Below are 23,491 nucleotides of genomic sequence, written 5' to 3'. Positions count from 1 at the left end.
AAAACTGCTTGCGTTGGAAAAGCTTGAGCCTGAAATCATTAGATTTCGGGCTTTTTGTTATGGTTGAAGCAGACACATGCTGGATGGTGGCTATGGATATGGTGATAGAGAAGTTGGAGCAGTTAAAACACCTCTTTACTGAGATGGATCGGGCATTGATTGCCTATTCTGGCGGTATCGATAGCACCCTGGTGGCGAAAGTAGCGTACGATGTGTTGGGCGATCGGGCACTGGCTGTCACGGCAGACTCTCCGTCCCTCCTGCCCGAAGATTTGGAGGATGCTCGCATCCAGGCTGCGGAGATTGAAATAGCCCATGAGGTCGTGCAAACCCATGAAATGGACAATCCCAATTACACGTCGAATCCGGTTAACCGTTGCTACTTCTGCAAAAGTGAACTGCACGACACGCTAAAACCCCTCGCCCTGCAGCGAGGTTACCCCTATGTTGTAGATGGAGTGAATGCAGACGATTTGCATGATTATCGACCCGGTATTCAAGCTGCAAAAGAGCGTGGTGCCCGTTCTCCTCTAGCTGAAGTCGGGGTGACAAAAGCAGAAGTGCGTGAGTTATCCAGACATTTAGGGTTGCCCTGGTGGGACAAACCAGCCCAGCCCTGCTTAAGTTCCCGATTCCCGTATGGGGAAGAAATTACCGTCGGCAAACTTCAACGAGTAGGCCGAGCCGAACGGTATCTTCGCAGCCTGGGACTAAAGAACCTTCGTGTTCGTTCCGAGGGTGATACTGCACGGATTGAGCTACCCTCTGAACAAATCAAAGAGTTTGTGCAGACGACCGATTTACCAACCCTGGTTACAGCCCTGCAATCCTATGGTTTTCTGTACGTTTCTTTGGATTTAGAGGGATATCGTAGCGGCAAGTTAAACCAGGTGTTGCCGATTCCTACAGCTATCCATTCTTGATTGCTGACCGTCACATTCCAAGAATTGTGAATTAGATACCTGTCAACTGTAAGACACCGGTGGGATATGGCACTGCCATATTTTTATCCAAACACTCGTATCCTGATCAATTCATGATCCTAAATCAGCTACTCTAGTCTGCTGAGGCGCGAGTGAGCCTGCTATTCCTGCCCCGTCACTGGTCGTACTTTTGTTCAACTTAACCAATGGTGTGTGGATGTTTGCCGGAGCCTACCGGGGGAAGCTGGGTGCGATCGCACCGATTGACTCAGGGAGTGAAGCATTGGTTGTGAGATAGGGCACCTTCCAGACCAATGCTCTACCCCTGACATGACCAGATTATAGAGATGGGAAGAGTTAACGCTTCCTGATCTCTTTTGCCATGCTGCGGAACATGTCCATACTGCTGTCTGCCCGTCGCGTCTCAGGGCGTTTTTGCTGCTCTTGCTGTTGAGCCGAACCAGACGGCGACAAATCGGCTTTTAAGTCGGGCTCAACCGATTCAATAATTACTGGCAACTGTTCTGATAGATTGCCGTTACCATCCTGCAAAGCCGAAACCTGGCTGATGGTTTCAAAGGCTTCGCTACTGTTGCCAAGCTTTGGAAAGGTGCGCCTGATGGATTTTGTTGTCCGCATGTATTCAATGTCGCCAAAGGTTTTGGCATCATCTGGCTCCAAAAAGAAGGCTGCCGCTTTCTTCTGAAGTTTAGCAGCAGGCTCCTTAGCATCTGGCGTTGTTTCGTCTTGCTTCTGAGATTTGGATCTAAGAAAACCCCGAATGAATCCGACCATGAATTGCTTGATTCCTTTTGGTTTACACTCCTTTATATTACGTAGTTTTTCTTAAAGAAAGGTTTATGGCTGACCCTGATAGCCGTCCGTTCAATTTCTGAGCGATCGCCAAAAAAAACTCACCGCTTGGAGATAGACTCTGCAAGTAGCGATGAGCAGTAAATTAGACTGACGGTTGACTAAGCGAGGTCGCCTAAGCCAGCACTGGAACTGGAGTGGTTAAATGAGGGTATAGGGGGAAGCGATCGCACAACGCCGCCACTCTCTTGCGGCACTCTTGCGCCACGGTGTCATCTTCTGGATGCAGCAGGCGATCGGCAATAATGTTGGCTATTTCGGTGAACTCCGGTATTCCCATGCCGCGTGTGGTCATTGCAGGCGAGCCGAGCCGCAATCCGCTGGTTACAAACGGCGATTCTGGGTCAAAGGGAACCGTGTTCTTATTTGCCGTAATGTTGACCCCGCTCACGAGCTGGTCGGCGCGCTTGCCAGTCATGCTAATGGAGCGTAAGTCTACGAGCATCAGATGGTTATCTGTGCCGTTGGAAACCAGCTTAAGACCCCGCTTTTGTAGTTGAGCTGCCATAGCCTGAGCGTTCTCTATAACTTGACCCGAATACGTTTTGAAATCGGGTTGTAGCGCTTCACCAAAGGCCACGGCTTTTGCTGCAATGACATGCTCTAGCGGGCCGCCCTGGGTGCCCGGAAATACTCCCTTGTCTAGCTTCTTACCTAACTCAGCATCGCGGGTAAGAATAAGACCACCGCGGGGCCCCCGCAACGTTTTATGGGTGGTGGTCGTCACCACATCACAGTAGGGGATGGGGTTGGGATGATGCCCAGTGGCAACCAGGCCAGCAATATGTGCAATGTCTGCCAACAGATACGCCCCAACTTCGTCGGCGATCGCCCGAAACTGCTCAAAATCAATCACTCTAGGGTAGGCAGAATAGCCACAAATCATGAGCTTTGGTCGATGCTGCCGCGCCAACTCTCGCACCTGAGCAAAGTCAATTTGTTCGGTTTCAGGGTTGACTCCGTAATGGGAAACCTTGAACCATTTGCCAGATACATTCACCGGAGAACCGTGGGTCAGGTGTCCGCCGTGGGACAAATCCATACCCATGATGGTGTCACCTGGCTCTAACAGGGATAGAAAAACGGCAAAATTGGCTTGAGCGCCAGAATGGGGCTGTACGTTAGCATGGGCGGCACCAAATAGCTGTTTGGCTCGATCGATCGCCAACTGCTCAACTCGGTCGATGACCTCGCAGCCCCCGTAATATCGCTTCCCAGGCAACCCCTCAGCATACTTGTTCGTGAGAACCGAGCCTTGAGCGGCTAACACAGACGATGAGGTAAAGTTCTCGCTGGCGATAAGTTCTAAGTGATCCTGCTGCCGCTTTAATTCCTGCTGGAGGAGGTCTGCTACGACAGGATCGGTGTTCGCCAGAAAATCTAGATTTTGTTTAGTCACAACAACCCCCAATAACTATCAACAATTAAGCGCAGACGCTGGTGAATCACTCACCCTACCCATTGACCCATTCACCTATAGAAAATCGATTTCTCTATGGTTTGTCTATGGCGGTTAACCTACAGCACCAATTTTTTACTATAGGCATGGATTACTGATCATAACTCTGGTTCGCGCTGTCGCGAATCGGACTGATGCAATGGATACTTTCAAGCATAGATTGACCCGTTACACTATGTGTTGGTTAAGCGATCGCTCAAAACGGTTGACATAGAATAGGTCTAGCAGGATCGCGGGCTCGCCACGAGGTGTTTTTATGTTAGTCATCCTGATGGACAACCAGCTTCTTTCACCGCAGCATGTCTGTCAAAGCTGCTTGATGGCCGACCAAAGCGGCCAGCCTCGCTGGCGCGGCGGGCAACTTCGCTGCGGTCGGGTGCTCCACAGCTCAGCCGAAAACTTGCCAGAGCAGTTTGAGTGTCAAATGGGGTTTAGAATCGCCAATATCGAATGAATGACCACAGCCTCAGGCATTCAGCTCGTTAAACCCCTGGCTTCATAACTTCATAAAAAGTCTTCTTTAAACGTTGGATGCAATGTCCTTCTGGATGAGTACGTTATTCTGGGCTTAGCAGGACATTCAACGACATAACATTTTGATTCGGAGAAATACTAATGACTTGGCGAGGCTCCATTACTCCTTTAGATCGAACATTTGCTTGTCTCCCGTATTTGCTGCCTCTAATCGATGCCCTAGCGTTTGGCGTGTTTCTCTTTAATCAGTTTCCTCAATTCGGCGTTGTTTTTCTCCCTATACTGCCGATTGTTGCACTCTACAACAGCATTCCTTTTGTTGGGCTGATCGTCTTCTTTGCTCTATTCTTGCTGGTGGTTAGAAACGAGAGTATCAACCGTTTCATTCGTTTCAACGCGATGCAGGCAATCTTGCTCGATATTCTGCTAATTTTGTGCAACCTGATTCTGGGTTTGCTTGGGTCTGCGTTGGGTGGAGGGTTAATTGTAGAAACGCTATACAACGTGATCTTCCTGGGTGCGATCGCCGCAGTCGTTTATTCGGTGGTGCAGTCAATTCTGGGTCGCTATGCTGAAATTCCAACGCTGTCAGACGCAGTACATATGCAGGTTCGCTAGACCGGAACGGAAGACGGGCTTGGAAAGGGGGATCTGTAACCGTGAACCCGCAATCAAAATCCTGATCCCAGCTAGATAGGGCTACAGATGTTCGGGAATCGCTTCTTCCAGGGGTTGCCTGAGTACCACTGAGTTTTCGAGCGAGCCAATGCCCTCGATTTCAATGCGAACGCGATCGCCCACCTGAAGCGGCCCTATTCCGTCTGGTGTTCCTGTCAGTACCACGTCCCCTGGTAACAGTGTCATCGCCTGACTAATAAACGACACCAGCAGGTCTGGCGAAAATATCATCTCGTCAATCGTTGCCGATTGAGTTGGATGCGCCTCGTGGTTGATGAATGTTTGCAGTCGTGCTCCCGGACTCAGCTCCCGCACAATCCACGGGCCTAACGGGCAAAACGTGTCGAATCCCTTGGCCCGTGTCCATTGTCCATCCCGTTTCTGTAAATCGCGTGCTGTGACATCGTTGGCGATCGTGTATCCCCAAATTTTTGTTTGGGCTTGTTCAGGAGTGCAGTCAACACAATGGTCACCGATGACCAGAGCCAATTCGCCCTCATAGTCGATGCGCTGAGATTGCGGCGGGTAGTGGATTTCTGTTTCTGCTGCAATCACACTAGTGGAAGGCTTGATAAACAGCAACGGTTCCTTGGGGACATCGCCTCCCATTTCAGCCGCATGCTTCGCATAGTTTTTACCAACCGCCACAATCTTTGAAGGAGCGCATGGAGCCAGCAATCGATAGCTGTCAGACGGTAGCTCTAAATTGGTTAGCTGCCCTTTCAACCAGGGGGGAGCATCTAAAACCTGCACTCGTCGATCCAGGTGCAGCAAGCCATAGTGAAGCTGCCCTGTCGTAGTTTCAACTCGGACGTAGCGTTGCGCCATAGTAGATTCAGTTTAACCTGGTATATGATTGTAATTCCTTGCCTCTAAGTCTAGATTTCTGCCAGAAGATGCCTCAGTCGTCAGACTGTTCTCATTTTCTTCGGATTGAAGCGGTTGACAATAGAGGACTGACGTCCATAAGGAGAGAACTACTGTGAATTTTATTTACGAGACCATGTATATCCTTCGTGCTGATTTGGGTGACGAACTAACCGATCAGGCGATCGAGAAATACCAAAATATCTTGCAAGAGCATGGCGCACAAGATATCGACACGCAGCATCGCGGTAGACGCAGGCTGGCTTACGAAATTAAGAAGCATCGCGAAGGAATTTATGTTCAAATGAACTACACCAATGGTGCTGCTGCTGTTGCTGTTTTAGAGCGGGCGATGCGTTTGAGCGAAGATGTGATTCGCTATCTCACAGTTAAGCAAGACGTGCCTAAAATGCAAGCAGAGGAAGCGGTAGTCGAAGCCTAATCTGCCAATGGCTGATGCTGACACCTGCTGCCCTGTTGCGGTCGTTTTGTAGTCACTTACCCAATAGAGTCCATGAAGCTCACGAAGAAAAACCTGGAGCAACGTCTGGATCACGTCTATGATGTCATCATCGTGGGGGGGGGAGCAGGTGGGCTGTCAGCCGCACTATATTTGCAGCGCTATCTTTTGTCGTGCTTGGTCATTGAGAAAGGACGGGGACGTTCTTTTTGGATGCAAGACCTGCGAAATTATCTGGGATTGCCACCAGATACACCGGGTCGAGATCTACTACAGCAAGGTCAAGAGCATGTTCTCTCGCTCGGAGGTGACTACCTGCGAGGCTATGTTGAGAACGTCGAAGATGAAGGAGAGACGTTCGCTGTTAAGGTCAAAGTTGGCAAGCAAGACAGTATCCAGCCCGTCTTCCGTTCCAAATATGTGATTGCCGCCAGTGGCGTGATCGACCATCTGCCCAGCTTACCGGATATGCAAAACGTGTTTGACTACGCAGGATATAACCTGCATGTCTGCATGATTTGCGATGGCTATGAGATCGCCAACAAACGGTGTGGTTTGTTTGTCAATTCAGAAAAAGCCATCAATACAGCGTTTGTCTTGAATTGGTTTACGCCGTACATTACGGTCTTTACTCACGGGCTGGCAGAGGTGGGCAAAGAGATGCGGCAGAAACTGGAGGATTATGGCTATCCTCTGATCGAAACGCCGATTCAGCGATTTGTGGGAGAAAACCACGAAATGACAGGAGTTGAACTGGCCGACGGTTCAACCATTCCGCTGGAAACGGGTTTAATAGCCATGGGGTCGCATTATTACAATGAGTATCTTCAGGGGTTGGATTTGGAGTGGAAAGGGGGCAACCTAGCGACAGATTCCATGTGTCGCACCTCTCATCCTCGACTTTTTGCCGTAGGAGATTTAAAAGAGGGAATAAATCAAGTGTCAATTGCGGTTGCAGATGGTACATTAGCTGCAACCGCAATATGGAAAGATATCCGTCGTGCTTCCCCTCCCCGTCGTTGGGAAAGTAACCTTATTGGAGCTGTAATGCCGTGACCAACGCTGACGTCCTTAGAATCCCTGAGCTTCAAGCAGAAGTTGCTCGTTTACGCGAAGAGTTGCAAATACGAGATCAGCTAGTTCAACAGCTATCTCAAGAGTTGTTTCGACTGGTGAAAGGCAATGCCAACTTCATGCCTAGCCCGGAAGCGTCTGAGCGGCACCTGGCAGAAGTGCGGGCATTGCGCGAACAGCTCCAAGGTGTAGAGCAGCAAGTGCAGTTCTATCAACAGCAAATTTCTGCGCGAGATACTGAAATTTATCAGTTGCGGCAATCTGTTCAAGAGTTAACCGATCGCTCTCGCATGTTAGAGCAGGTCGTTCAAGAACTGCCCCGGATCTATCGCGAAAAATTTGCAGAGCGCATGGTTCCGGTCAAGGAGAAGATCGCCAGGATTCAGCGCGAGAATCGTCAGCTTCATGCCGAGTTGCAAAGCGTGAGTTATCGGCTAGCCGTGAGAACCCGACGAACGACCCAGATTGATTTGCCCACCTTTCCGCGTATGGCGGCGGCTCCAGCTCCGGTTCCTACTTTCGGCAGCGTATAGTGACTACTGCTTTTATTGTGGTGGATGGCGAACGGCATGGACAAGACTGCTTGACACCTGCATCGTTTTCACCAGGCGTGGCTGCACTCAATCAATCTATTTTGGCATCGCCAGGATTTAGCATCAGTTCAACCCAGCAGGACAATTCAGGTCAGGTTGATGCGGTTAACGTTATCTCTGCACAAGCGTTGGCTGCCCTTCCGGCTTCTCGTTGGGAACCTGAAGGCGTGCTGTGTCCACTCACATTAGAGTTGCCGGAACATCTTCCGTTTCCCTACCGAGCCATTTACCAGGCATGTCGGGATATAACCAGTCTGAGACGGCGGGTGGCTGATTCTTTAGGCTATGCTACTGGAACTGGGTGTTTATGGTTGCCACTGGTGCTGACACGGAAGGGACCGCTCTATGGTGAGGTGATCGCGGTTCAACACGACCCGGATAAAACTGAACTATACCCGTCTGGTTACTATCAACCTGTGCATTTACCCGACCGTTGGCGGCAACCCCTGTATCGTTTAGGACAATGGCTGTCGCGATCGCTCAAACTGTTGCCTTCAGTGTATCTTGTTCAATTTGGATTTGAGGGGGAAGCCGTTTGTTTTGATCGGCTGTTACCGTTTCCGGCAGAGCCTGCGATCGCCAGTCTGGGAATTCAAACCCCAGATTTGTTTACCTGCTATTGGCGGTGTTTGGCTCATCAGCCCATCCTGGATTTGGTGATTACCTCATCTAACTATCAGGTTTATCAACCTGTGTCCTCGGCGTTGACCTCTGGTAATCCATAGCGGCTGTTGTTGGGCGGTATTGGGCGGCATTGAACCGAATTTTTACGATCTGTGTAGGTATACAGATTGACACTTTTCCTGAAAGTGCGCCAAGATCATGAGAGAGCTTCATTAAACTTTGTAAAGACACATACATGTCGATAGAGCTAGTATCCCTTGAAACGATCCAGGAAATTGCGCGACAGTATGGCTACTGGGCAGTCTTCGTGGGAATCATGCTGGAGAATGCAGGGGTTCCCATTCCAGGTGAGACAATCACGCTTGTGGGTGGATTTTTGGCCGGTAGCGGTGAACTGGACTATTGGGTTGTGTTGGGTTGCGCGATCGCTGGAGCCGTAATCGGAGACAACTTTGGCTACTGGCTCGGTTTTTATGGCGGTTGGTCGTTGCTAATTCGGATTGGGCAGATCTTCCGTATTGATGATGAGCGGCTGTTAGAACTGCGAGAACAGTTCAGTCAAAATGCCGCAAAAGCGGTATTTTTTGGGCGTTTTGTGGCATTGCTACGCATCTTTGCGGGGCCACTGGCTGGCATTGCCGGAATGCCCTATTCCAAGTTCATTCTTTGCAATCTGGCCGGCGCTAGTATTTGGGCTTCGGTGATGGTGAGCCTTGCTTATTTTGCCGGACGATTGGTTGCACTAGAGCAGTTGATTACCTGGGTCGCCCAGTTTGCTTTTGTGGCGCTGGCGATCGTGGTGGCCTGGGTAGGATTTTCCTATTGGCTGGAACATCGCCGTTACTCTAATCAACTAAAGCCCTAGTCCGCTAAGGCGGCAGTGAGCATACTGTTCTTGCTCCATCATTCATCATGGGTCATGGGTCATTCCGTTTTGGGTCGAATTGACCCATGGCGGGTGGATTTCTGCCGGAGCCTCTAGTACCAAGCGACATCAATGGCTAAAGCCACCTGGACAGCATGCTGCGGTGCTGCAATCTTGTTTTTGTGTTGCAGCACCTTAGTTTGTTGAGCCTGCTTGACGATTGAGCCAATTTGACCTTCTGAATCTGCACCACCGTTCTTATCTCTATCTTTAGAGAGAGACAAGGCACAGTAACATTTCGTTACATTTTATGGCATCACAAACCAAGCACAGCTACCAGAGACTTTAACCATGCAAAACACACCGAACAATCAGGACTATTACGAGCAGCAGTCTGAGCGTAAGTACGGCGAGTTTGCTACAAAGTTCCAGTTTGGCTCTAATCCAAGCGCTGAAATCTGGAACGGTCGTCTAGCGATGATTGGCTTCCTGGCTGCGTTGATTGTTGAGTTAACGACCGGTCAGGGCTTCTTCCATTGGTTAGGTCTAGCCTAAAGTTAGCAGATACATGATCTCTCCCTTTTTGTAAAAAGCTGGAAGCGTTAAGCTTCCAGCTTTTTCTGTTGATCGGCCATACTAGTCCAAGGAGAGTCGATTTGAAACTGCCGTGAAAAACATAGGACTAGTCATTGCGCTAATCATTTCAGGAGGCATTGTTGGCGCGGCTACTGCCGTTTATTATTACTGGAGCCAAGCGACTCGCTTGCCCGCCTGGTACAGCACGCAGGACGTTGTGGTGCCAACGGAAGAGACAATTGAAGCGGCCAGAGACAGGGTTACTCAACGATTGACGATCGCCTCTGACCGGGCGGAAGTGGATGAAGCATTAGATAGCGCCGAGTTTAATGAACTGATGATGACGGCGATCGCAGATAACTCTTCCTACAGTCCTTTGTTGGCTGGGGCAAAAGGATTCAATACTACCATTGAAGGCGATCAACTCCGGACAGGAGCAGTGGTGAATCTGGCTGATATTTCACCCAACCAACTGCAACCCCGTGAGCGCGAGTTTTTGCAACGCTTGACAGACACCTTTCCCGATCTGGTCGATCGGGAAATTTATGTCGGACTTGAGGGGCAGCCTACCGTTGCCAACGATGTGCTCATGCTAGACGACAGCACGACGATTCAGATTGGGGAACTGAAGTTCCCACTGGCAGAGGTTGCGAATCGATTGGGGATTTCTGAACAGGAATTACGGCACGGCATCACTGTGGGTCTGGGCGTTGGTGGCGTTGACATCAGTGAGATTGAGTTTTCTGGCGATCGCGCCCTGGTACGAGGAGCGGCACAGTAACCGCTGACTTCGATAGACTCAGAGTATAGACATTTGTCTACCGAGTTTTACCATTGCCCCATGACCAACCGCCTTGCCCACACCCAAAGCCTCTATTTGCGTAAACATGCCGAGAATCCGATTGACTGGTGGCCGTGGTCGGAGGAAGCGTTAAAGGCTGCCGCACACGCCAACAAACCTATTTTTCTTTCCATTGGTTACTCTAGCTGCCATTGGTGCACCGTCATGGAAGGTGAGGCTTTCTCAAATGAGGCGATCGCCGATTACATGAACGCCCACTTTTTACCAATCAAGGTAGACCGGGAAGAACGCCCAGATTTAGACAGCATCTATATGCAGGCGCTGCAATTGATGACCGGGCAGGGTGGGTGGCCGCTCAACGTGTTTCTAACGCCAGGGGATTTGGTGCCGTTCTATGGCGGTACCTATTTTCCGGTTGAGCCTAAATATGGGCGACCGGGATTTTTGCAAATTCTGCAAGGTATTCGGCGGCTCTATGATACCGAAATGAATCAGGTTGAAGCGGTGAAGGGCAAAATCTTGAGCCGTCTGCAACAATCCACAGTGTTGCAGGCTGTTGAAACGCTGGACGATGCGCTGTTAGGACAGGGGTTGCAGTACAGTGCTGGAGTCATTTCTGCTAGAGGCATGGGGCAGAGTTTTCCGATGATTCCCTACGCGATGACGGCACTGCGAGGCATGCGGTTTAAGCCAGATGAGGCCATGTACAATCCGGCACAGGTCTGCCAGCAACGAGGTTTAAACCTGGCTTTAGGCGGCATTTATGATCATGTGGGGGGTGGCTTCCATCGTTACACCGTTGACCCTACCTGGACGGTGCCGCATTTTGAGAAGATGCTTTACGACAACGGACAGATTGTCGAGTTCTTAGCCGATCTGTGCTGTGCCGGAATGCAAGACCCTGCCTTTGAACGGGCGATCGCCGGAACCGTAGCCTGGTTGCAACGGGAAATGACTGCGCCTGAGGGCTACTTTTACGCCGCGCAAGATGCCGATAGTTTTGTCACTCCAGATGAGCTTGAGCCTGAAGAGGGCGCGTTTTATGTGTGGAAATACAGCCAACTGGCTGGGGTTTTGGCTGACGCAGAGCTGGCAGAACTGGCAGACCAGTTTATGGTGGCAGAGCGAGGCAACTTTGAGGGACAGATTGTGTTGCAGCGTCGCCATGCAGGACAACTCACTGATGCCCTGGAAACGGCACTGGCAAAACTGTTTAAGCTTCGCTATGGGACACTTCCATCTCAAGGGTCAACCTTTCCGCCCGCCCGCAGCAACCAGGACGCTAAGACACACCCTTGGCCTGGGCGGATTCCACCCGTGACGGATACCAAAATGATTGTTGCCTGGAACAGCCTGATGATCTCGGGTTTAGCCAGGGCTGCGATCGCACTCCAAAAGGCAGATTATTTGGAGCTAGCGGCTCAAGCTGCAAGGTTCATTGTGGAACACAAGTGGATAGATAAACGATTCCATCGGCTCAATTATGACGGGCAGGCTTCGGTATTGGCTCAGTCGGAAGATTATGCCCTGTTCATTAAAGCGTTGCTTGATCTGGATCAGGCCACGATGAGTTTGACAACACCAACCGCTCCTTCTCAGTGGCTAGAACGAGCGATCGCCCTGCAAGATGAATTTGATGACTGGCTATGGAGCGTCGATTTGGGCGGTTATTTCAATACGCCTGGGGATGTTAGCCAGGATTTGGTGATTCGCGAGCGCAGTTACGAGGACAACGCCACCCCGTCTGCCAATGGGGTAGCGATCGCTAATCTGGTGCGTTTGGCTCTCCGAACTGAAGACCTCCAGCATCTCGATCGGGCTGAACGAGCCTTGCAGTCGTTTAGCGGGGTGATGGAGCGATCGCCGCAATCATGCCCTACCCTGTTTGGCGCGTTGGATTGGTACCGCAACCATACGCTGCTGCGAACGACGGCTGAGACGTTTAACGGACTCAGCCAGCAATACTTGCCATCGGTTGTTTGCACCATTGAACCCAACCTGCCGCCCGACACGGTTGGTTTGGTTTGCCAGGGGTTAAGCTGCAAAGAACCTGCCCGCAGCTTCGTTCAGCTACAGGAGCAGATTCAGCAGAGCCAGGTGAGAGCCTGAGCGTTACGGGTGCCTATTCTACGATCGCCCCTTGTTCAGAGGCTTGCTCTGGAAAATTGTGCATCGCACCATCACGCGTTCTGGGCAGCAACGTGCCAAACCGCTGCGGTTCTCCCAGCATGACAATAGAGCAATTGAGCTGCTTGACTACCTCGGTCGTGACATCGCTAATGGCGAGTTCGCCGAAGCTCATCCGTCGCCGCACCGATCGCAGCACCACCAGGTCATAGGACTTGGCCTCGTTCAAGATTGCGCCTGCAATGTGGTCGTCTTTAACAATCTGAATCTCCGAATTGCTGTCTGGGGAGTACCGCGAAACCAGTAGCTTGAGCTGAGACTCAATCCACTCAATTCGGTTGGACGTGGTGCGCGTATCGCAGATGTGTAGCAGCGTGACCTGGGCGTTGCTCGCCGCGGCTAAAATATCGGCAAACCGAATGACGCCACCCGCCCGTTGCGATAAGTTTTCGATCGGTACCAAAATTCGGCGGATATTCGCGGGCGGATCGAGCAACCGGGTAACCGCAACCGGACAGTGCGATGCCCACAGTACGCTATCAATTACATTTCCAAACAGGCGAGCGCGTAACCCGGTTGTCTTTCCCCACCCCATGATAATCAGGTCAGCATTTTGTTCGCGGCTAGCGCGACTAATCCCCTGAGCGGTACTGTCATCAATGCGGTAAAGCGGCTCAGCTTTGACCCCTAAGCTCTGGCTCATTTCGGTAGCTCGTTGCAGTAGTGTTGTGCTTCTAGCCAGCGCTACTTGCAATTGCGGTGCATCCATGTGGGCATGGGCGGTAGTAACCGAGAGGGGGACAATTTTACCTGTTTCATAGCGCACCAGCATGGCTGCCATTTCAATCAAATAACGCTCTGTCTGAGGGTTATAAACTGGAACCACAATGGAAAGCGATCGCTTCTCTACCGTGCTTTCAGTGTCTAGAATCGGTTCTTCCGGCTCAACAATATTGGTTTCGGGAACCGTCAACCCTATTGCACTACGAGCCGTAATCACCGGGCCAAGGGTGGCAGTGACCAGCATGAGAACAATCACGCCGTTTAGCACTCCCTCCGACAAAATTCCGGCTCGATACCCAACGAGCGTTGCCGCCAGCGTTGCCGCTACTTGCGGAATCGACAATGACCACATGGTCACCATTTCGCGCCAGCTATAGCGAAAGGCTAACTTTGCCAATAAAGCCGCTACAAACTTACTGCTAATTAAGCCCACCAGGATAGCCAGTGTTAGCCAAATAGCGCCAAGACTGCTGATAAACGCTGGAACGTCAATTAGCAATCCTAAATCAATAAAGAAAACAGGGACGAAGAGAACGCTGCCGACAAACAGCACTTTTTCTTTGACAGGCCCATCTCCCACGACGCTATTGACAGCCAGCCCGGCCAGGAAGGCACCCACAATCTTTTCAATGCCGATAACCTCAGCTCCCAGGGCAGCAACAAACACAGCCAGCAAGACGAACAGAAATTGGTTGCCCTCTTCATCTCCAGAACGGCGGAAGAATTCTTTACCGAGCCAGTTGAAGCCAAACAGAACAATGGCGGAGTAAATTATAAGCGACAGTAACAGCCTGACCAGGCTGAACACGGTGAATTCTCCCTGATTTACTCCAATACAGATGGCAAGCACCAACAGTGCTCCAATGTCTGTGAAAATTGTTGCGCCGATTGTAATTAAAACCGCCTCGTTGTTGACCACTCCCAAGCGGCTGACAATCGGATAAGCCAGGAGCGTATGGGAGGCGAATAGGGAACCGATCAGGATTGAAGCATTCCAGTCAAATCCAAAAAGCCGCCCAACTATAGTTCCAGTTATCAACGGAACAATAAAGGTGAAGAAACCGAAACTTGCGGAACGGTGTTTGGTGGCCTGAAACTGTTCAATGTCAATTTCTAGACCAGACATAAACAGCAGATAGACCAGGCCAATATCGGATAGGAGCCGAATGGTTTCGCTCTCGGTCTCAAACACGTTTAGACCGTTTGGCCCTAACGCAACCCCTGCTAGTAATAGACCCAACAATCCAGGTAATCTTAGTCGTTCAAAGCAAAGCGGGACGATTAGAATGACTGCCAGCAGAATCGCAAAGGAGACAATCGGTTCGATGTGCATATAGTTTGTGAAGGGCTAAAAACGGCAGATGCCACCAACATTGAGCGAAAGGATCTCAGGCTTTGAACGTAGAGAATTTCAAAAGCATGAGTGTTGCTTACAAAGCTTTAGATCAAATCTACGGGGTTTGCAAGCCGCCAGCTTAAAAAGATATCTAAAGATGGATCTGACTTAAGACCATGCGGAGGCGATCGTAGTCATCTTTCAATAGCACGCTAAGCGATCGCCCTGCTGCTACTAACCAGGCGCGATCGGCTTTCCGAAGTTGGTAAATCTCTCGAATGGCAGCGGCGACCAGGCTATCGATGGGGGCACCGTTCACCTGTAACAGCGTTCGCAAAAAATCGAGCTGTTCGCTGAAGTGAATGACTTCGGCTGGAGCGCAGTAGTAAACGGCCTGATGAATTTGAGGCGGACGTGGAGGAAGATGCTGATAAACGGTAGTGAGGCGGCTAGAACCGTTTGTCGTGGACTGACGCGGCTGGAAACCGACGATCGCCGCTCGAAATTCGGTCTTCAGCATCGCAAAAATTTGTGGCTGCTGTTCCCGCAGATCGTGGAGCGATAGCCCCAGCGCCCGTGCCCGATGAACCGAGTCAATGGGGCTAGTCGTGGCGTGATATACCACGGCATAGATCTGGTTTCCCGATTCCTCATCTGCCGCTTTAACCCAACTGCCAAATGGGGGCATCACGGCAAAATTGAGGTCGTCGGGTTCTAGACACTGCGCCAAAAACTCGGTCGTAGACGTTTCAATCACCTCGGCAATGTAGTTGGGAGGGCGATTTTGCGTGCCAAATTGCGGCAAAGGTAAGCGCATGTTGTCTTTAAAGAGTGAACTAAGTCAGGCAATACGCTACTTTTTGACCCGTCCGGCCTTCGCATCCACTAGCTCTAGCTCTGACAAATTAAACGTCACCAGCTTGTCCCAGTTGCCGCCTTCAAACAGCACGGCAGCTTTACCATCACTAACCCGTTGCACTAACCCCTGGAAGGCGTAGTAAGTATCGTTCTCATTTTTGACGCGAACGGCTGAACCTGGCAGAATCATAGTGTTAGAGAAAAGTAACAACAGTCGTCTTTCAATTTAGCTTAGAGCATCCCCATTAAATCGCGATCAACAAATAGCGGCTTAAATTCGCGGCCTGGAGATTGGGTTAAAAGCGGAGGCGATGGCGATGATTATTAACCGATTCGGCTAACCCAAGGGCAATGAAGTTAGTGAGAAGCGCCGATCGCCCATAGCTCAGCCAGGGTAACGGAATGCCCGTAATGGGAGCCAGACCAATTGTCATGCCAATATTGACGAGAACCTGAAAGACAATCATCGACAAAACGCCGATCGCCAGCAAGGAACCAAAATTATCTTTGGCGTTTTGGGCAATAATCACCAATCGCAGACAGACTAGCCAAAACAGCACCAGCACCACTAAACAGCCAACGAAGCCAAATTCTTCACCTACTGCCGAAAAAATAAAGTCAGTGTGCTGCTCTGGAATGAAATTGAGTTGGGTTTGGGTTCCTTGATTCAATCCTCGCCCTAAAAGCTGACCTGCCCCAATCGCAATTCGAGACTGGATCAGGTGATAACCCCCACCCAAGGGGTCTTGATCGGGGTTGAGAAATAAGGTCAACCGATCCTTCTGGTAGTCTTGCAGCAATCCCCACATGACCCGTCCTAAGCCGCCTGAGATCAGGTTAACCGTAGCGACTCCCAGTGCCCCATACCAACTCCACGGCAGCGTGCGCCAGGCAATGACAATCATCAATGCTGCCCAGGCAAACCAACCCGGTAGAAAGACACCAAACAGAATGGCAGATACCAACGGCGACAGTAAGAGAACCAGCCAACCCGGATTGGTGTTGCTCCAGTACAGCATCCCCAGGGTAATGGCTCCAAAGACGAGGGAGGTACCCAAATCGGGTTGGAGCATGATTAACGTCCAGGGAACGGCGGTAATGGCGATCGTTCGAATCACGCTTGGAATGGTAGCAGCGGCACGCTCCTGTAACGATGCTGCCAGTGTAATAATGACCCCTACTTTGGCAAATTCAGAGGGCTGAACGTTGAAATCCCCCAGGGTAATCCAGCTCTGGGCACCGTTGGCCGTTGTTCCTAAGAAAATAACTGAGAGCAGTACCACGTTGGTCAGGCCGTAGATAATCCACTGCCACTGAATTAGGATTTCGTAGCGCCAGCGGGCGATCGCCATTGCTAACACCAGCCCTGCCCCACCCGTAATCCAGTGCAGTCGCCAGTCGGTTAACCCCAAATGCAGTTCAGCACTGCGAATAGCAACTCCTCCCACAGCCGTTAAGCCAATGGCTAACAGCAGCAGCAGCCAATCTACTTCTTGCCAGGGTTGAAAGAGGGACTTCCAGCTAATGCGACCAAAGGAGCGTTGCAACATACACAGGAGCCAGTAGGAGAGACAATGGAACGACCAATTAAGGTAGAGTCAGTCAAAGGTTTATGCCAGAGCTGCTACAGATACTCTAGCGGCAATTTGTTTGGCGATCGCCGTTAGCGCTTTTGCCGAAGCGGAATCAGGGTCATCAATCACCATCGGGATGCCGCGATCGCCCCCTTGTCGTAATGAAATTTCGAGCGGTACACAGCCCAGCAGCGGTAACCCCAACTCCTTGGAGGTTCTTTCACCACCACCGGACCCAAAAATGTCGTACTGCTGATCGGGTCTATCCGGCGGAATGAAATAGCTCATATTCTCGACAATCCCCAGCACGGGCACTTGCATCTGCTGGAACATTCGCAGTCCCCGTCGAGCATCTTGCAGCGCCACTGTTTGCGGTGTAGTCACAATCACGGCTCCCGCCATTGGAACGGCCTGCGCCAGCGTTAGTTGGGCATCTCCGGTGCCGGGGGGCATATCTACAATCAGGTAATCTAACTCGCCCCAGTTTGCTTGATACAGAAACTGGCGAATGATGCCGTTTAGCATTGGCCCTCGCCAAATCACGGGCTGGTCGGGGTCAATCAGAAAACCCATCGACACGAGCTTAACTCCATAGTTGAATGCGGGTTCCAACACATCGCCGTTGGCTCCTTTCTGCACGGTTACTTTAGCATCTGCCAAACCCAACATTGTGGGTGTGTTGGGGCCATAAATATCGGCATCAATGAGTCCCACTTTGGCTCCCGATTGTGCCAGGGCTACGGCAACATTAACGGCGATCGTGCTTTTACCCACGCCCCCCTTCCCACTGGAAACAGCCAAAATATTTTTCACACCAGCAATGCCTGTGCGATCGGGCAACGCTTTTTGCTGAGGCGTTTCGGCGGTTACCTCGACCGATACTGTCTTCACGCCAGGGATGGTTTTAACCACCTGTTGGCATTCTTCAACAATGAACTCGCGTAAGGGACAGGCTGGTGTGGTTAGCACCAACGTAAACCTGACATCGCCGTCATCAATCTTGACATCGCGAATCATGTTCAGTTCCACCAAACTCTTTTGAAGTTCGGGATCTTGCACAGGTCGCAACACCTCTAGGACAGTGCTGGTTTCCAGATTTTTAGCCATGTGTTCTCCAATCCCAGCCATCACAACTTGGGGAAATGCTAGGTATTAACCGCTATTTTGATCTTAACCGTTCGTCAACAGCCGTAACGATTTGAAAACTCTCCAGGGAAGGATTATCTGGGCACGACTATCAAACCACTAATGCTATTGCCGATGCTAAAGGCTATCAGCACAACCCCCAACAATCCGTGCGAGTTTCGTTTCGTCGTCTTCGGTTTCGTTGAACCCATTTCAGACCGTTCTTGCTCTGCGGCGCTGGCTAGTTCGCTTGCCACTCTGGCGGCATAAGGGCGAATGATCGACCAAATTAACGGAGATAACCAGCCTCTAAGCGTCACAGAATAGGATACACGCGTTCCCCAAACCGTCGATTCGACTCGATAAGTCACTCGCTCTTCAATCCCAGGGAGAGCCAAAATTCTGACGCTGAGCAATTCTCGAGGGGTGACTCGCTCCACAAAAATTCGAATTGGAAACGGAAACAGCCGAGTAACTGCTCGATAAATTAGCCCTGGCTTTGGCAGCAACCCCTTAGGGACGTTAGTGCTAGCCAGGAGTGGATGCCAGGATACATCAGCGATGTTGACTACTTTTCGCCACAAATCATCAACAGATGCTGAACTGATAACTTGATACGTCTCTACCAGTGGACGAAACCAGCCCAAGTCTCGGTGGACAAATCTAGACCAAAAGCCCAGCATCAAATCACTCCTCTTTTGCCGTCGTACTCTTGCCGTCGTACTTAGATAGCAGATGCTATCGTTATTGCTAAACCTTAAGTTAGAAGAAGACTGAAACGGCTGACATTCTCTGCATATCTACTTCTACTTTTCTCTAATAAAGTAACTTTCTCTAAAATGTGTTGATTGTGACTCGAACCGCCCTTTTCTGGTCTGCCGCAGTCGCTAAGCTGCCAATTCTGGGCTTCGACCTGAGCGCTCAACCAAGCGGGGATTTTGAAACAGAACTGAGCTGAAAGTTCTCCAGGTTGGGAGATCTGGTGAGCAAATGCCGCTCCTTTGCTACGTTCCAAATAACCTCTAAGCTTCTCATTGTAGTCTAAGTCACTTTGAGGACAGAATCAGGGTAAACAACTGTTGCATAGATGTTGCATCGATAACGATGAACTTTCAATTTGAAAGCATTCTTTAGGGTTCTTCACACTTGTGTTGCCCATTCCTTGCTAAGTTCATCTCAGGACAGGCTAGATCAAACCTCAACCCAGTATCCCAGACGGTTCAGTATTGACTTTTTAGAAACGACCATGACAAATTTTTCAACCCCTACCATCGCGTCTTCAAGTGCCCTTCCCCCTGCTGATTCACGGGAGCGGGTTCGTCAGTTCATGAAGAGTCTGCAAGACCAGATCTGTCAGACGTTAGAACAACTGGATGGTCAAGCAACGTTTCAGGAAGACAGTTGGGTGCGTGATGAAGGCGGGGGTGGTCGGTCACGGGTGCTTAAGTCGGGAGGCGTGTTTGAGCAAGGCGGTGTCAATTTCTCAGAGGTATGGGGGAATGATCTGCCTCCTTCAATCTTGGTGCAGCGGCCAGAGGCGGCTGGGCATCGATTTTTTGCGACGGGAACTTCAATGGTGTTGCACCCTCGAAATCCTTATGTGCCCACTGTTCACTTAAACTACCGCTATTTCGAGGCTGGCCCGGTGTGGTGGTTTGGTGGAGGAGCCGACCTGACTCCCTATTATCCGTTTGCAGAAGATGCAGCCCATTTTCATCAGACGCTGAAGCAGGCGTGCGATCGCCATCATTCCGAGTATTACCCTACATTCAAACGCTGGTGTGACGAGTACTTTTATCTCAAGCACCGTCAGGAAACTCGTGGTGTGGGCGGGCTGTTCTTTGACTATCAAGATGGCCGGGGTAAGCTCTATCACGGTTCTGATGAAAACGGGGCAGCAGCGGCTTACAGCAATGCTGTCGGGGATGTCGAACCGCGTACCTGGGATGACCTGTTTGGGCTGGTGCAGTCGTGTGGACAAGCTTTTTTGCCAGCCTATTTGCCCATTGTCGAGCGCCGGAAGGACATGGAGTATGGCGATCGCCAGCGAGACTTCCAACTCTACCGTCGTGGGCGCTATGTCGAGTTCAACTTAATCTACGACCGGGGTACCATCTTTGGTCTGCAAACGAACGGACGGACAGAATCTATTCTGATGTCGTTACCGCCACTGGTGCGTTGGGAATACAGCTACGCGCCAGAACCCGGAACTCCCGAGGCAGAGCTGTACGAGGTGTTTCTCAAACCGCAAGATTGGGTCAATTGGCGGCCAGATGCCTCCTAGGTATAACTAGGAGGCGGGGTTACGTCTGTGTTCATTCTGATTGCAGGGGCAACGCCGCGGCGCAATTCCCTACTTTTGGGAGACTGAGCCAGTTCTGTTTCAAAGTCGTCCCAATATTGAGGGCTTAACGGCTGCGACAGCTCCTTTAATATCGACCGTGGCATGTTGCAATTGCCACGGTTAAACCGTATAAGGCTGCTTCACTCTTGCGGACAGGGTTTGGTCTCTGACGGCTCGTTCACGATCCACTTTCTGCTACGAGAGCCTGCAAGAACGCGAGTAATTGTGTCTCTGCTGAGAGAAATTAACGGCGAATGACCTTCAGCCTCAATGGATAGAACTCCTGCTGTAGATGTGAGAACGATGCTGACATTGGGCAACCTAAAAACGGGTAAGTTACGCCGTGTTAAATCATTGGCTGCACGCTTACTCTTGCTAATTGTTGTTTAAGCACCGTCAATCCCAGGAAGGGGAATCCACATGGAGCAAATAGCGCACACGACCCAGGATGGCAAAACGGTCATTGTTCTAACCCCAACCGGGAGATTAGACATCACGACAGCCTGGCAGTTTCGCCTTAAGCTGCAAGAGTGTATTTCTCGGTTGAGTCCGCACGTTGTGGTTAATTTGGGTCAGGTAAACTTTATTGACAGTTCTGGTTTGACATCCTTAGTCGCTGGAATGCGAGATGCCGACAAAGTGAAAGGCAGCTTTCGAATTTGCAATGTTCATCCCGAAGCCAAACTGGTGTTTGAGGTGACCATGATGGATTCTGTATTTGAAATCTTCAATACTGAATCAGAGGCATTGGAAGGAGTTCCTCGTGGTATTGCAAGCTAGATCAAACCAGATCGGGTTGGCAAACTAGCACCTAAGCGAGACAATAAAGATCACAGTATTTTTAGAGTCTCTTGTGAACAACGTCCGCACTGTCTCCGACACGAAGCGAGCCTTCTACAACTTGCACACTCGCCCCATTAACTCTATCTACCGTCGCGTTGTGGAAGAGTTGATGGTAGAGATGCATTTGCTGTCTGTTAACGCAGACTTCCGCTACGACGCGATCTATGCGTTGGGTGTTGTAACTGCGTTCGACCGCTTTATGCAGGGCTATCGTCCGGAGGGCGACAAAGACTCTGTTTTTGATGCACTCTGTCGAGCGATTGAGAAAGACCCGCACACTTACCGACAAAACGCCGAGCAATTGTGTGTTGATGCAAATGGTCTTTCGGTTGATGAATTTGTTTCTCAACTGAAGCAGTTGCAAGCCTCAGATGGGCAGGGAATTGCCGCCCATTTCCGTCCGGTTGCTGAGAACGCGCAGTTTAAGTACAGCCGCCTGTTTGCTATTGGGCTATATACGTTACTAGAGCGGATGAATGCGGATGTCGTTAAGGATGAGAAGCAGCGTAATAGTGCGCTTCAGCAGGTGGCTGAGGCGTTGAATTTGCCCCAGGATAAGGTGCAAAAAGATTTGGAACTATACCGCAGCAATCTGGAAAAAATGGCTCAGGCGCAAATAGTGATGGAAGATATCCTGAAAGCCGATCGCAAAAAGAAAGAGGAACGCGCTAAAGCGAAAGATGCGATCGCGACTCCTCCCACGAATCCTCAAGAATAGCGTTTCTAACAAAGTTGGTACTGACTCGGTGAGTGTTTTGCACTCACCGTTTTTGTATGAAATCATCCTTTGAAACCCGATCCAGCCCTGGTTCAACTGCGTTGGAACGGCGAACCGTGCAGGACGGTGTTGTTGTTAGTTGTGGGCGATGTGGCTGGGTGCAGTTTTGTTAGAACAGATACAACACAGTTCACCCCTAAAGTACCGCCTACCGCCAGGATAGTAAGGCTGGCTCTGCTACCCGTTTGGTAATATCCGTTAGTCATGCCAGGTCAACAGCTTTCTGGACGATAGTGTAAATTTCCGAAGCCGTGTGGCTGTGATGTGTAGATCGAAGTCATGCTTATGCTTTTCCAAACGCTCAAAACTCTGTGCTATGGCGCTTTGGTTATTTTAGGAATGGCGATCGCTCTGGGTGTCGTTCCTCTGCACCAGCGTTCCCATGCCTATCAGGATGCTCCAATAGTAGAGACTCCTCTTATGCCTCAGATTGAGGAACTGGCTGCCGCCTATGTGGCGAAGCGCGACAATGCGGGGTTAGCGATTGGTGTTCTGCACCAGGGGCACTATGACGTGAAGGGATTTGGTCAGGTTCATTCTGCATCGGGCGAAGTGCCTGATGGCAACACCCTATTTGAAATTGGTTCGGTGACCAAGGTGCTGACTGGCCTGACGCTCGCCCAACGGGTGGTAGATGGAACCGTTCGGTTGGATGATCCAATTTGCCGCTATTTGCCGGAAGAACTGCGTCTGTCTGAGCCAGTACAAGCTATTACCTTGCGTCATTTGGCAACCCATACCTCTGGGTTGCCCCGCTTGCCTGACAATTTGTTAAGCGTGGCTGATCCGGCTAATCCCTATGCGAAGTACAAAGCAGACGATTTGTATCAGGCGCTTGCGGACGTGCAACTGAGCCACAATCCTGGTGAACAGATGGAGTACTCAAACTTTGGCATGGGGCTATTGGGGCACCTATTGGAACTCAAGACAGGAACCCCCTACGAACGGTTGGTTAAGGCTACGATCGCAGAACCGTTGGCGATGCCAGATACCACTATTACCCTCTCTGATCACCAGATGCATCGTTTGAGTGCAGGACACACTCCGGAGGGAGAACTGGCGACCCCTTGGGAGTTTGACGTGCTAGCCCCCGCTGCGGCATTTCGCTCTACGGCGGCTGATTTGTTGACGTTACTGGAAGCCAACCTGAGCGATGGGGATGGGGAGTTAGCAGAGGCGATCGAGTTGTCTCAGCAGCCTCAGTTTCAGCAAGATACGGCTGGAATTGGCCTGGCGTGGCAAATTTTTGATACCCCAGGCGGTTTAGTGTACTGGCACAACGGCGGCACAGGCGGGTATGTCAGCTTTGTTGGCTTCAATAAAATGAATCAAACTGGCGTTGTTGTGCTGTCGAACTATGGTGATGTGTTTGCAGGCGATCAGTCGGTCGATCAAATGGGATTTACCCTGTTAGAGTTAGCGTCTAAATTTGCCCTGGACTAGGAACGATCTGTT

At 50.6% G+C, this 23,491-nt stretch carries 24 protein-coding genes; 15 read left to right on the top strand and 9 right to left on the bottom strand.

Going from position 1 to position 23,491, the window contains the following annotated elements; genetic code table 11:
- Positions 1-98: 98 nt before the first annotated feature.
- Positions 99-923 (top strand): ATP-dependent sacrificial sulfur transferase LarE, encoded by an 825-nt coding sequence (larE, locus tag IQ268_RS00645; protein ID WP_193874830.1) that lies wholly within the window; start codon positions 99-101, stop codon positions 921-923.
- A gap of 357 nt (positions 924-1,280) precedes the next feature.
- Here the strand turns inward: larE and IQ268_RS00640 are convergent, their stop codons facing one another.
- Both IQ268_RS00640 and glyA read right to left on the bottom strand, forming a co-directional pair.
- The gene (locus IQ268_RS00640; protein WP_193874484.1) at positions 1,281-1,718 is read right to left on the bottom strand and encodes a hypothetical protein; all 438 of its coding nucleotides are present in this window, start codon (positions 1,716-1,718) and stop codon (positions 1,281-1,283) included.
- A 193-nt stretch (positions 1,719-1,911) separates the two neighbouring features.
- Positions 1,912-3,195: a serine hydroxymethyltransferase gene (glyA, locus tag IQ268_RS00635; RefSeq protein WP_193874482.1), complete on the bottom strand. Its 1,284-nt coding sequence runs from the start codon at positions 3,193-3,195 to the stop codon at positions 1,912-1,914.
- A 316-nt stretch (positions 3,196-3,511) separates the two neighbouring features.
- On the opposite strand from glyA, the gene IQ268_RS00630 reads away from it, so the two are divergent.
- Positions 3,512-3,709 carry a hypothetical protein gene (locus IQ268_RS00630; RefSeq protein WP_193874480.1) on the top strand — a complete coding sequence of 66 codons (198 nt, stop codon included), beginning with the start codon at positions 3,512-3,514 and terminating at the stop codon, positions 3,707-3,709.
- Positions 3,710-3,870: 161 nt separating this feature from the next.
- On the top strand, positions 3,871-4,347 hold the full coding sequence (locus IQ268_RS00625; protein WP_193874478.1) for a Tic20 family protein: 477 nt from the start codon (positions 3,871-3,873) through the stop codon (positions 4,345-4,347).
- Between the two features lie 81 nt (positions 4,348-4,428).
- Here IQ268_RS00625 and IQ268_RS00620 read toward each other — a convergent pair whose 3' ends face one another.
- Positions 4,429-5,235 carry a fumarylacetoacetate hydrolase family protein gene (locus tag IQ268_RS00620; RefSeq protein ID WP_193874476.1) on the bottom strand — a complete coding sequence of 269 codons (807 nt, stop codon included), beginning with the start codon at positions 5,233-5,235 and terminating at the stop codon, positions 4,429-4,431.
- Between the two features lie 154 nt (positions 5,236-5,389).
- On the opposite strand from IQ268_RS00620, the gene rpsF reads away from it, so the two are divergent.
- The 8 genes from rpsF to IQ268_RS00580 all read left to right on the top strand — a co-directional run bounded on the left by rpsF (position 5,390) and on the right by IQ268_RS00580 (position 12,377).
- On the top strand, positions 5,390-5,716 hold the full coding sequence (rpsF, locus tag IQ268_RS00615) for a 30S ribosomal protein S6 (protein ID WP_193874472.1): 327 nt from the start codon (positions 5,390-5,392) through the stop codon (positions 5,714-5,716).
- 72 nt (positions 5,717-5,788) lie between these two features.
- Positions 5,789-6,790, top strand: coding sequence for an NAD(P)/FAD-dependent oxidoreductase (locus tag IQ268_RS00610; RefSeq protein ID WP_193874470.1), 1,002 nt, complete (start codon positions 5,789-5,791; stop codon positions 6,788-6,790).
- A complete protein-coding gene (locus IQ268_RS00605; RefSeq protein ID WP_193874468.1) occupies positions 6,787-7,341 on the top strand; it encodes an Npun_F5560 family protein in 555 nt (184 codons plus the stop codon). The genes IQ268_RS00610 and IQ268_RS00605 overlap by 4 nt, the downstream gene beginning before the upstream one ends.
- Positions 7,341-8,126 (top strand): hypothetical protein, encoded by a 786-nt coding sequence (locus IQ268_RS00600; RefSeq protein WP_193874466.1) that lies wholly within the window; start codon positions 7,341-7,343, stop codon positions 8,124-8,126. The genes IQ268_RS00605 and IQ268_RS00600 overlap by 1 nt, the downstream gene beginning before the upstream one ends.
- A 134-nt stretch (positions 8,127-8,260) precedes the next feature.
- Positions 8,261-8,890, top strand: coding sequence for a DedA family protein (locus IQ268_RS00595; RefSeq protein ID WP_193874464.1), 630 nt, complete (start codon positions 8,261-8,263; stop codon positions 8,888-8,890).
- Positions 8,891-9,241: 351 nt separating this feature from the next.
- Positions 9,242-9,445 (top strand): chlorophyll a/b-binding protein, encoded by a 204-nt coding sequence (locus IQ268_RS00590; protein WP_193874462.1) that lies wholly within the window; start codon positions 9,242-9,244, stop codon positions 9,443-9,445.
- Between the two features lie 112 nt (positions 9,446-9,557).
- Positions 9,558-10,247 carry a hypothetical protein gene (locus IQ268_RS00585; RefSeq protein WP_193874460.1) on the top strand — a complete coding sequence of 230 codons (690 nt, stop codon included), beginning with the start codon at positions 9,558-9,560 and terminating at the stop codon, positions 10,245-10,247.
- A 60-nt stretch (positions 10,248-10,307) separates the two neighbouring features.
- On the top strand, positions 10,308-12,377 hold the full coding sequence (locus tag IQ268_RS00580; protein WP_193874828.1) for a thioredoxin domain-containing protein: 2,070 nt from the start codon (positions 10,308-10,310) through the stop codon (positions 12,375-12,377).
- 13 nt (positions 12,378-12,390) lie between these two features.
- On the opposite strand, the gene IQ268_RS00575 is transcribed toward IQ268_RS00580, so the two are convergent.
- The 6 genes from IQ268_RS00575 to IQ268_RS00550 form a co-directional block, all read right to left on the bottom strand.
- Positions 12,391-14,511, bottom strand: a complete 2,121-nt coding sequence (locus tag IQ268_RS00575) for a cation:proton antiporter (protein WP_193874458.1) — start codon at positions 14,509-14,511, stop codon at positions 12,391-12,393.
- 154 nt (positions 14,512-14,665) lie between these two features.
- Positions 14,666-15,331: an HAS-barrel domain-containing protein gene (locus IQ268_RS00570; protein ID WP_193874456.1), complete on the bottom strand. Its 666-nt coding sequence runs from the start codon at positions 15,329-15,331 to the stop codon at positions 14,666-14,668.
- Between the two features lie 36 nt (positions 15,332-15,367).
- Positions 15,368-15,562: an NAD(P)H dehydrogenase subunit NdhS gene (locus IQ268_RS00565; RefSeq protein ID WP_193874454.1), complete on the bottom strand. Its 195-nt coding sequence runs from the start codon at positions 15,560-15,562 to the stop codon at positions 15,368-15,370.
- A gap of 106 nt (positions 15,563-15,668) precedes the next feature.
- Positions 15,669-16,922: a rod shape-determining protein RodA gene (rodA, locus tag IQ268_RS00560; RefSeq protein WP_193874452.1), complete on the bottom strand. Its 1,254-nt coding sequence runs from the start codon at positions 16,920-16,922 to the stop codon at positions 15,669-15,671.
- Between the two features lie 60 nt (positions 16,923-16,982).
- Positions 16,983-18,053, bottom strand: a complete 1,071-nt coding sequence (locus IQ268_RS00555; RefSeq protein WP_193874450.1) for an Mrp/NBP35 family ATP-binding protein — start codon at positions 18,051-18,053, stop codon at positions 16,983-16,985.
- A 113-nt stretch (positions 18,054-18,166) separates the two neighbouring features.
- On the bottom strand, positions 18,167-18,754 hold the full coding sequence (locus IQ268_RS00550) for an SRPBCC family protein (RefSeq protein WP_228034961.1): 588 nt from the start codon (positions 18,752-18,754) through the stop codon (positions 18,167-18,169).
- 563 nt (positions 18,755-19,317) lie between these two features.
- Between IQ268_RS00550 and hemF the strand changes: the two genes are divergently transcribed.
- The 4 genes from hemF to IQ268_RS00530 all read left to right on the top strand — a co-directional run bounded on the left by hemF (position 19,318) and on the right by IQ268_RS00530 (position 23,479).
- Entirely contained in the window at positions 19,318-20,355 is a 1,038-nt protein-coding gene (hemF, locus tag IQ268_RS00545) for an oxygen-dependent coproporphyrinogen oxidase (RefSeq protein WP_193874448.1), read from the top strand.
- Positions 20,356-20,835: 480 nt separating this feature from the next.
- A complete protein-coding gene (locus tag IQ268_RS00540) occupies positions 20,836-21,195 on the top strand; it encodes an STAS domain-containing protein (RefSeq protein WP_193874446.1) in 360 nt (119 codons plus the stop codon).
- Positions 21,196-21,268: 73 nt separating this feature from the next.
- The gene (gene psb29, locus IQ268_RS00535) at positions 21,269-21,976 is read left to right on the top strand and encodes a photosystem II biogenesis protein Psp29 (RefSeq protein WP_193874444.1); all 708 of its coding nucleotides are present in this window, start codon (positions 21,269-21,271) and stop codon (positions 21,974-21,976) included.
- 339 nt (positions 21,977-22,315) lie between these two features.
- Positions 22,316-23,479, top strand: coding sequence for a serine hydrolase (locus IQ268_RS00530; RefSeq protein ID WP_193874442.1), 1,164 nt, complete (start codon positions 22,316-22,318; stop codon positions 23,477-23,479).
- Positions 23,480-23,491 lie beyond the last annotated feature (12 nt).

It is taken from the genome of Oculatella sp. LEGE 06141, from assembly GCF_015207605.1.
In the GTDB taxonomy this organism is placed as follows: domain Bacteria; phylum Cyanobacteriota; class Cyanobacteriia; order Elainellales; family Elainellaceae; genus Oculatella.
The sequence above is the reverse complement of the archived record's forward strand: the minus strand, read 5'-3'. Positions and strand labels throughout refer to the sequence as shown.